Raw genomic sequence first — 9,095 nt, forward strand, 5'->3', positions numbered from 1 at the left:
GAAACAACACCAATCGGAGGGGCAATGTTCAGACCTGTCGCGGCGCTTATCATCCTGGTTCTGACGGTCGGCACGGCGCTGGCCGACACCCGCCTCAAACGGCTCGACACCGGCGATGACGGCCGCGGGTGGGAAGCGGTCGGTCGGCTCGACATCGACGGGCGCGGCTTCTGCACCGGGGCGCTGATCGCGCCCGATCTCGTGCTGACGGCGGCGCATTGCCTCTACGACAAGACCACCGGCGACCGCGTCGATCATGCCCGCATCGACTTCCTCGCCGGCTGGCGCAACGGCCGCGCCTCGGCCTACCGCAAGATCCGCCGGGCGGTGCCGCATCCCGATTACGTCTTCGAGGATGCCGTCTCGGCCGACCGGGTTCGCAACGACGTGGCCCTGCTCGAGCTGTTCCACCCCATCCAGAACACCCAGGTCGTGCCCTTCCTGACCGACGAGCGTCCGCACAAGGGGCAGGAGATCGGCATCGTCTCCTATGCCCGCGACCGGTCAGAGGCGCCGTCGCTGCAGGAAATCTGCGACGTGGTCGCACGCCAGCAGGGCGTGCTGATCATGTCCTGCGACGTCGATTTCGGCGCCTCGGGCGCGCCGATCTTCAGCTTCACCTCGGGCCAGCCCCGTGTCGTCTCCGTGGTCTCGGCCATGGCGCAGGTCGAGGGGCGCAAGGTCTCTCTCGGCACGCAGCTCACCCAGCCCCTGCACGACCTCAAGAGCGCACTGGATGCCGGAGAAGGGTTCTTCCAACCCGGCGCGCCGCAAATGTCGACCCTGGGCGAACGCCGCGATACCGGGGCGAAGTTCGCCAAGCCCGGCGGCTCTTGAAATCCTCCGAAGACTTTCCCAGATAAACGGCACCGGCGCCGCCAAGCGGGCCGGTGATATCACTGCCTGTCCCGATGGGAAGGCATTCACATACGGGATCGCTCAAAGGAGGATGACCCATGCGTAACTTCGATCTTGCACCGCTTTACCGTGCAACCGTCGGGTTCGACCAGATCGCCGACATGATGGACCGCGTACTTGCCGCCGACATCAACCAACCGACCTACCCCCCCTACAACATCGAGAAGACCGCCGATGATGCCTATCGCATCTCGATCGCCGTTGCCGGCTTTGCCGCCGACGACCTGATGGTCGAAGTCAAGGACGGCGCGCTTGTCGTGTCGGCCCGCAAGGCCGAGGATGACAGCCAGCGCAGCTTCCTGCATCGCGGCATCGCGACCCGCGCGTTCGAGCGCAAGTTCCAGCTTGCCGATCACGTGCGCGTCACCGGCGCGTCCCATGCCGACGGCATGCTGCATATCGACCTTGTCCGCGAAGTGCCCGAAGCACTGAAACCGCGCCGCATCGCCATCGCCAGCGGCGACTCGGTCCGGAAAGACGTGGTCGACGCGGAAACCGTCAACTAAGGGATCCGGCCGGGCGCAACGCCCGGCCACCGATCGCAAGATGTTTGCCCGGCCGGTCATCCCGGCCGGGTTTTTCATGCCGGCCGCCGCGCCGTCAGCAGCGTCTCGCCCGCCGGCCCGATCAACAGCAGCGCGCCGGTCTCGTCGATGTCGAACCGCACCACGTGCTGCAACGCGTCCAGCACCCGCTGTTCCTGCGTCATCATCGCCTCGGGGCAGCCCATCATCGTCGCCGCCATCTGGCCGAAGCCCAGCCCTTCGCCATCCAGCATGTAGATGCCCGAGAACCGGTTGCACCCGGTGCGGCCCGACACCCGGCCATCGGCGTCAAAGCTGATGGTGATGTTCGAGTTGTCGATGATGCCCATCTCGCCGACATCCTCGATCTGCCATTCCGCCCCGGTCAGCAGGCTCGCGGCATCGCCGCCACAGCCGCGCATCTCCTGCCCGTCCAGCGCCAGCGCGGCGCGGTGCGGATAGGGCATGCCGGTGGCGTCGTCGTGACAGATTTCCTCCTCCAGCCGCAGCCGCGCCTCGATATCGGGCATGTTGAGGACATAGGCGCCGGTTTCGACCTCCACCTCGGGCCGGGGGGTGGTCAGCTGCAGATCGCCGTAATCGGCCACGAGCTCGGCCTCGCCTTCGCCGATGGTCACGTACCAGCCGGGCTCGTTGCCCACGGCGGTATAAGGCTCGGGGGTATGCTCGACCTTGGCACAGCCGGGCTCCGGCTCCGATCCCAGCGTCAGGGTCGCCTCGGTGCCCTGCGACCAGAAGGTCACCTCCGGATCAGCCTGCGCCACGTAGCGCGACCCTTCCTCGGCCGGGGCCTCCTCCATCGCGTAATCCTGCCCGCCAACCCGAAGGGTGGGGGTATCGTCGACCAGCCCGAACTCCACGCTCGTCTCGCCGCAGGAGAAATACGAGGTGAAGGCCAGCGGCGTGTATTGCCGCAGCCTCACGTCGCCCAGGTCGACATCCTCGGCCCCCGCGCCGACACGAATGCCTTGCGCCAGCCACATCGGATCGCCATCGACCCGGACCATCGCGGTCAGCGTCCCGCTCAGCCCGGCCGGCACCTCCACCTCGAACGGCATCGGCACCTGTTGTCCGTCCGTCGTGAACCGGCTTTCGCCCAGCGTCGCATCAAGCGCGCCTTTCACCTCGACGACCACCTCCGCCCCCTCGGGCAGGGCGATCCGTTGCAGGTAACTCAACTGGCCAGAGATCGTCCGGCCGCCCTCCTGCGCACCCGCCGGCAGGCTCAGCACCAGAGCAAGAAAAAGGGACAGGGCAAATCGCACCATGTGACATCTCCAACAGGGATCATTTCCATAATTACCACCTAGGCCTTGAACCCCTGAAGACGAAGGCCGTTCCATTGTCCGTTCGCAAGAAACCGCGCGCGCCGGGACAGTGGCGCGCGCGGGGGTGGCAAGACGGCGGAGCTACACCGCCTTGCCACGAGGGCCAGATGCTGCTCGATATGGCCCTTGTCTCAGTCCCGGTCGAGGCTCTGCGCCAGCCGCATCAGCCGCACCGCCTCGGCGCGGTAGCCATAGGCATCCTCTCCCTTGGCAGAGTTTGCCAGCGCGATGGCGTCCTCATAGCTCCAGCCGTTCAGGTAGGGGCTGTCCTGCAGGATCTGCCCGAACCCGGCAATCGCGGCGGCAAAGCGCATGTCGTCGGTGGTCTCGCCCCCCGCCACGATCGGCGTCTCGATCAACTGGCTCGTCTCCTCGCCCGGGGCCTTGTAGCGCAGCTTGAGATAGCCCAGCTCGTCGCTCGTGCTCTGCGTCTCTGCATCGCCATAGCGCAGCGGATCGGTCAGCCGTCCGTCGGAGTCGACCAGCGTCACCTCGTAGATCGCCGTCACCGAATGGCCCGCGCCGATGTCGCCGGCATCGACCGAGTCGTTGTTGAAATCATCCCGGTTCAGCGCCCGCGTCTCGTACCCGATCAACCGGTACTCGGCGACGACACCGGGGTTGAACTCCACCTGTATCTTGACGTCATCGGCAATCGGGTAGAGCGCCCCGGTGAACTGGTCCACCAGCACTTTCTGCGCCTCCGACAGCGTGTCGATATAGGCCGCCTGCCCGTTCCCGTTCTGCGCCAGCGACTGCATCACCGCATCGTCGAGATTGCCGCGCCCGAAACCCAGAACCGACAGGTAGGTGCCACTCTCCCGCTTGCCGGCGATGTAGCGCTCCAGCTCGTCCGGGTCGCTGATGCCGACGTTGAAATCACCATCGGTCGCCAGGATCACGCGGCTCACCTCGCCCTCCTCGGTCATGCCCTCGGCCACGGCATAGGCCTGCTGCAGCCCCTCCTGCCCGGCGGTATTGCCCCCGGCGCTCAGGTTGTCGAGCGCACCCAGGATGGTATCCCGCTCGGCCGCCGAGGTCGGTTCCAGCACCTGCCCAGCACTGCCGGCATAAGTCACGATCGACACCTGGTCCTGCGCCGACAGCTTCGATAGCATCAGCGCCAGCGACTGCTTCAGCAGCGGCAGCTTGTCGGGATGCTCCATCGATCCCGAAGTATCGATCAGGAAGACAAGGTTCAGCGGCGGCCGATCCTCGACCGCCGGCAACTCGCCCTGGATGCCGATATGCACAAGCTGCGTGTCGGGGTTCCACGGCGTGTCGGTCACGCTCACGGTCGACCGGAACGGCGCCTCGCCCTCAACCGGTGCAGCGTAATCATAGGGGAAATAGTTGATCATCTCCTCGATCCGCACCGCCTCGTGCGGCGGCATCACGCCCCCGATCAGCGAGGACCGCACCACGGCATAGGAGGCCGTATCCACGTCGATCGAAAAGGTCGACACCGGATCCTCCGCCGTCACCTTCAGCGTGTTGGGCTCGGCATGGGCATACGCCTCCGTATTGTTCTCGGGGCGGATCAGCACATCCCGCTGCCCGGCCGGTGCGGTGTTGTTCAGCGTCTCGGCGGCAAAGCCGCGCAACGCCTCGGTCGGCGCGGCCTGCATCCGCGGCGCCGGGCTGGGCGGGGCGGCGCCTGCCATGTCGTCGGCGGCCAGCGACTCGGCCGCTTCCATCTCGGCCAGCCCGCCCACGGCCTCCTGCGCCTGCCGCGCCCGGTCTTCCTCGGTCGCCACGGTCTTCTGCACCATCGGCCCCGGCCGGAACATGTCACGCCCGGCCTGCCAGTCGGGCACCACCACGACAAGGCCCAGCGCCACCAAGGCGGTAGTCGCCGACATCATCCCGCGCGACGAAAGTTGTGTCGTTATCATTCTTGCTACTCCTCTGAACCAGCCCCTCCCAGGGCGATCAGAGGTAAGACGCACCCCCGCCCGGCTTTCTTGGAGCCGGTCGAAATTATCCTGCGCGATGGTGAAGTTCGCAGCCTTCCGGCCCGCGTCGGGCGCGGGGGTGGCGGCCTGCATCGCCTGCTTCAGATCGTCGAGGTCGTCGGTCATGCCTGATCCTCTTTCTCGCGCTGTGCGCGCAACCGCTTCTTCGACTCCGAGATGCGCCAGCTCACCGTGCCGGGCGCCACGCCCAGAACCTCGGCCGCCTCGTCATGGCTGAGATCGTCCAGCACCAGCGCCAGCGTGTCGCGCAGCTCTTCCGGCAGCGCCCGCATCGCCTGTGTCAGCCAGTCAACCGCCTCCGCCGCCTCGTCCTGGGCGGCGCGCCGGTTCACTTCCCAGTCGCCCCAGCCCTCGGCGTGGCGCGCCCGTGTCGCGGCCTTGCGCCGCCGGTCATGGGCGGCGTTGACCACCACCCGCCACAGCCAGGTGCCGAACTGTGCCTCGCCGCGAAACCCCTGCAACCGCGAGGGCAGCGCCGCGCAGACATCCTGCGTCAGGTCCTCGGCCTCCGCCGCGGCCCCGGTCAGGCGGAACGCCAGCCGGAAAACCCTGTCGTAATGCCGCTCGAGCAGCAGGGTGAAGGCGTGCCTGTCCCCTCCCGCCGCGGCCCTTGCAAGGCTTTCATCACTTGTTTCCATGCGCATCACGTTTGTTGGACGCGCGGGATTGGTCAATCCTTGGCGGACCCGAAAGATTTTTTGAGGATTTTCTGGGAGGACACATCAACCCCTCACGAAGAAACGCCCCCGCAGTGTCTGCGAGGGCGTTCCGTCCTGACTGTTACCCCGCCTCAGACCGAGGCGCAGATATATTTCATCTCGAGAAACTCGTCGATCCCGTGATGGCTGCCCTCGCGGCCGAGGCCCGATTGCTTGACCCCGCCGAACGGCGCCACCTCGGTCGAGATGATGCCGGTGTTCACGCCCACGATCCCGTATTCCAGCGCCTCGGCCACCTTGGTGACGCGGCTCATATCCTTGGCGTAGAAATAGCTGGCCAGGCCAAAGATCGTGTCATTGGCCATCTCGATCACGTCATCGACCGTATCGAACTTGAAGAGCGGCGCCAGCGGGCCGAAGGTCTCGTCCTTGCTGACCACCATGTCCTGCGTCACGCCGGTCAGGATCGTCGGCGGCAGGAAATAGCCCTGCCCCTCCATCGGGTCGCCGCCGCCCATCAGCACGTTGGCCCCCTTCGAGGTTGCGTCGGCCACATGCTCCTGCACCTTCTCGATGGCATCACCGTTGATCAGCGGGCCAAGCGTGGTGCCCTCTTCCAGACCGTCGCCGATCTTCAGCTTCTCGACCGCCGCCTTCAGCTTCTCGGCAAAGGCCTCATACACACCGGCCTGCACGTAGATCCGGTTGGCACAGACACAGGTCTGCCCGTTGTTGCGGAACTTGCACATGATCGCGCCCTCGACGGCGGCGTCGAGATCGGCATCGTCGAACACGATGAACGGCGCGTTCCCGCCCAGCTCCATCGAGCATTTCATCACCTGGTCGGCGGCCTGCCGCAGCAGGATGCGCCCCACCTCGGTCGAACCGGTAAAGGTCAGCTTGCGCACCACCGGGTTCTCGCAGAACTCCTTGCCGATCTCGGACGAGCTCGACGAGGTGACGATGCTGAACACCCCCTTGGGAATCCCCGCCCGCTCGGCGAGAACGCCCATCGCGGTGGCCGAAAGCGGCGTCTCGGCCGCCGGACGGCCCACGAAGGCACAGCCCGCGGCCAGCGCCGGCCCGGCCTTGCGGGTGATCATCGCGTTCGGGAAGTTCCACGGCGTGATCGACGCGGCCACGCCGATGGGCTGCTTGATCACCGTGATCCGCTTGTCGCGCTGATGGCCCGGAATGGTCTCGCCATAGATGCGCTTGGCCTCCTCGGCGAAGAACTCTATGAACGACGCGCCATAGGCGATCTCGCCCTTGGCCTCGGCCAGGGGCTTGCCCTGCTCGGCGGTCAGGATGATGCCCAGGTCCTCCTGGTTCTCCATCATCAGGTCGAACCACTTGCGCAGCACGGTGGCACGCTCCTTGCCGGTCCACTGCGCCCATTCCTTCTGCGCCTTGCCGGCGGCCTCGATGGCCTTGGCCACCTGCGCCCGGCTCATGTCGGCCACGTTGGCGATCACGTCGCCGCGGGCCGGGTTGGTCACCTCGAACGTGCCGTCGTCGCCATCGACCCACTCGCCGCCGGCATAGGCCTGCTCGGCCACGAGGCTGGGATCTTTCAACAGGGATTTCAGGTTCGTCGTATCAGGCATCAGTCGGTCCTCCCGGAAAATGGTTGACCAAAGGCAAACCACTTGCCGGCCGGAATGTCCAGATCACCCGGCCCCCGCTCCCGGCAAGGCACCGCCCCGCCTTTCATCTTTCCGGAAATACTCGAAATCCCGCCGCTTCAGTCCGGGGCCAGCATATACCCTTCGCCCCGCACCGTCTGAAGGTAACGCGGCTGCTTCGGGTCGGTCTCGATCTTCCGCCGCAGCCGCGTGATCTGCACGTCGACCGCCCGCTCCTGCGCCTGCCCCTTGTCCCGGCCCAGGTCCTCGACCAGCTTCGCCCGGCTCACCGGCTCGCGCAGATGTTCCGAGAAAATTCGCATGAGCTGCACCTCCGTCGCGGTCAGCCGCACCGGCTCCTCCCCCCGCAACAGCTCCGATCGCTCGATATCGAACCGCACGGCGCCCAGTTGCAGAACCTTCGGCGCCATCGTCTCGGCCGGCGCCGCCGGCATCCGCCGCAGGATCGCGTTGATCCGCAGCAACAGCTCCTTCGGCTCGAACGGCTTGGCAAGGTAATCGTCCGCCCCCGCCTCGAGCCCCTTGATCCGGTCCTCGGTCTCGCCCTTCGCGGTCAAAAGCAGGATCGGCGTCAGGATCGTCTCGCGCAGCGCCTTCGTCAGCGCCACGCCATCCTCGCCCGGCATCATCACGTCGAGCACGATCATGTCGAATTCCAGCCCCGACAGGATCCGCCGCGCATGTGCCGCATCCCGCGCCGCCGACACCAGGAACCCGTGCCGCGCAAGGAACTTGCGCAGCAGCCCGCGAATGCGCTCGTCGTCATCCACGATCAGCAGGTGCGGCGCCGGCTCGCTCATGCGCCGTTCTCCCGGATTCGGTAATACATCTTGCGCAACTCCGGCTCCATCATCGCCTCGAGCACCTGCCGGAACCCGGCCACCGCCTCCGGCCCCGCCGCACGATAGGCCGCCCGCATACGCGCCCTCTGCGCATCCGAAATCTTCCGCTCCAACGCGACCCCGTCCTCCGTCAGGAACAGGTTCCGCTCACGCTTGTCGGTGGCCCCGATCCGGCTTTCCACCAGCCCGTTCTCGATCAGCGTGCGCAGCACCCGGTTCAGAGATTGCTTGGTCACGCCGAGAATGCCAAGCAGGTTGTTGACCGTCGTGCCGGGGCTCCGCGCGATGAAGTGCAGCGCCCGGTGATGTGCCCGCCCGTAATCCATCGTCGCCAGGATCCGGTCGGGATCGGCGGTGAAGCCGCGATAGGCAAAGAACATCGCCTCGATCCCCTGGCGAAGTTGCTCGTCGGTCAGAAACAGCAGGTTTTCACCGCCCTGAACGTCCGGCATGGCCCCTCCAAATCACAAATTCCGCATTCCGCCACCGACATTATGTCAGCTTTGTTGACATTCCAAGATCAAACTGGTAGCGAATCGCAGTTTCCACGCAACTTTATGTCCGGACCGGACGTAAGTAACGCAACAAATGGAAACGCGGGCCTAGAACGAGGAGACCGAAGATGGCTGGCTACGATGATCGCGACGGACAAATCTGGATGGATGGCACGCTCGCCGACTGGCGCGATGCGAATGTACACATCCTGACCCACGCGCTGCATTACGCCAGTTCGGTATTCGAGGGCGAGCGCGCCTATAACGGCAAGATCTTCAGAAGCCGCGAGCATTCCGAGCGCCTGCACTATTCCGCCGGACAGCTCGATTTCGAGATCCCCTTCACCGTCGACGAGATCGAGGCCGCAAAGGCCGAGGTGCTCAAGGCAAACGGCCTGACCGACGCCTACGTGCGCGCCGTCGCATGGCGCGGGGCCGGCCCCGACATGGGTGTCGCCTCCGCCCGCAACCCGGTGCGCCTCGCCATCGCCGCCTGGGAATGGGGCGCCTATTACGGTGACGCCAAGATGAAGGGCGCCAAGCTCGACATCTCCAAGTGGAAACGCCCGAGCCCGGAAACCATCCCCTGTCACGCCAAGGCCGCCGGCCTCTACATGATCTGCACCCTGTCGAAACACGCGGCCGAGGCGAAAGGCTGCTCCGACGCGATGATGTTCGACTACCGCG

At 65.9% G+C, this 9,095-nt stretch carries 9 protein-coding genes; 3 read left to right on the plus strand and 6 right to left on the minus strand.

Going from position 1 to position 9,095, the window contains the following annotated elements; genetic code table 11:
• Window positions 1-24 precede the first annotated feature (24 nt).
• Window positions 25-837: a trypsin-like serine peptidase gene (locus RLN94_RS21005; protein ID WP_350132650.1), complete on the plus strand. Its 813-nt coding sequence runs from the start codon at window positions 25-27 to the stop codon at window positions 835-837.
• Window positions 838-956: 119 nt separating this feature from the next.
• The gene (locus tag RLN94_RS21010) at window positions 957-1,424 is read left to right on the plus strand and encodes an Hsp20 family protein (RefSeq protein WP_350132652.1); all 468 of its coding nucleotides are present in this window, start codon (window positions 957-959) and stop codon (window positions 1,422-1,424) included.
• 74 nt (window positions 1,425-1,498) lie between these two features.
• Here RLN94_RS21010 and RLN94_RS21015 read toward each other — a convergent pair whose 3' ends face one another.
• From RLN94_RS21015 to RLN94_RS21040, 6 genes are all read right to left on the minus strand, one after another.
• On the minus strand, window positions 1,499-2,731 hold the full coding sequence (locus RLN94_RS21015) for an META domain-containing protein (protein WP_350132654.1): 1,233 nt from the start codon (window positions 2,729-2,731) through the stop codon (window positions 1,499-1,501).
• Between the two features lie 191 nt (window positions 2,732-2,922).
• A complete protein-coding gene (locus RLN94_RS21020; protein WP_350132656.1) occupies window positions 2,923-4,872 on the minus strand; it encodes a vWA domain-containing protein in 1,950 nt (649 codons plus the stop codon).
• Window positions 4,869-5,405 carry an RNA polymerase sigma factor gene (locus RLN94_RS21025; RefSeq protein ID WP_350132658.1) on the minus strand — a complete coding sequence of 179 codons (537 nt, stop codon included), beginning with the start codon at window positions 5,403-5,405 and terminating at the stop codon, window positions 4,869-4,871. Before RLN94_RS21025 ends, RLN94_RS21020 begins: the two co-directional genes overlap by 4 nt.
• A 152-nt stretch (window positions 5,406-5,557) precedes the next feature.
• Window positions 5,558-7,033 carry an NAD-dependent succinate-semialdehyde dehydrogenase gene (locus RLN94_RS21030; protein ID WP_350132660.1) on the minus strand — a complete coding sequence of 492 codons (1,476 nt, stop codon included), beginning with the start codon at window positions 7,031-7,033 and terminating at the stop codon, window positions 5,558-5,560.
• 137 nt (window positions 7,034-7,170) lie between these two features.
• Entirely contained in the window at window positions 7,171-7,872 is a 702-nt protein-coding gene (locus RLN94_RS21035) for a response regulator (RefSeq protein WP_300893485.1), read from the minus strand.
• The gene (locus RLN94_RS21040) at window positions 7,869-8,366 is read right to left on the minus strand and encodes a MarR family winged helix-turn-helix transcriptional regulator (protein ID WP_350132663.1); all 498 of its coding nucleotides are present in this window, start codon (window positions 8,364-8,366) and stop codon (window positions 7,869-7,871) included. The genes RLN94_RS21035 and RLN94_RS21040 overlap by 4 nt, the downstream gene beginning before the upstream one ends.
• Window positions 8,367-8,536: 170 nt before the next feature.
• On the opposite strand from RLN94_RS21040, the gene RLN94_RS21045 reads away from it, so the two are divergent.
• On the plus strand, window positions 8,537-9,095 hold a 559-nt coding region (locus RLN94_RS21045; RefSeq protein WP_350169552.1), incomplete at its 3' end, for an aminotransferase class IV.

Origin of the sequence: Roseovarius sp., assembly GCF_040223625.1 — a bacterium.
In the GTDB taxonomy this organism is placed as follows: Bacteria; Pseudomonadota; Alphaproteobacteria; order Rhodobacterales; family Rhodobacteraceae; genus Roseovarius.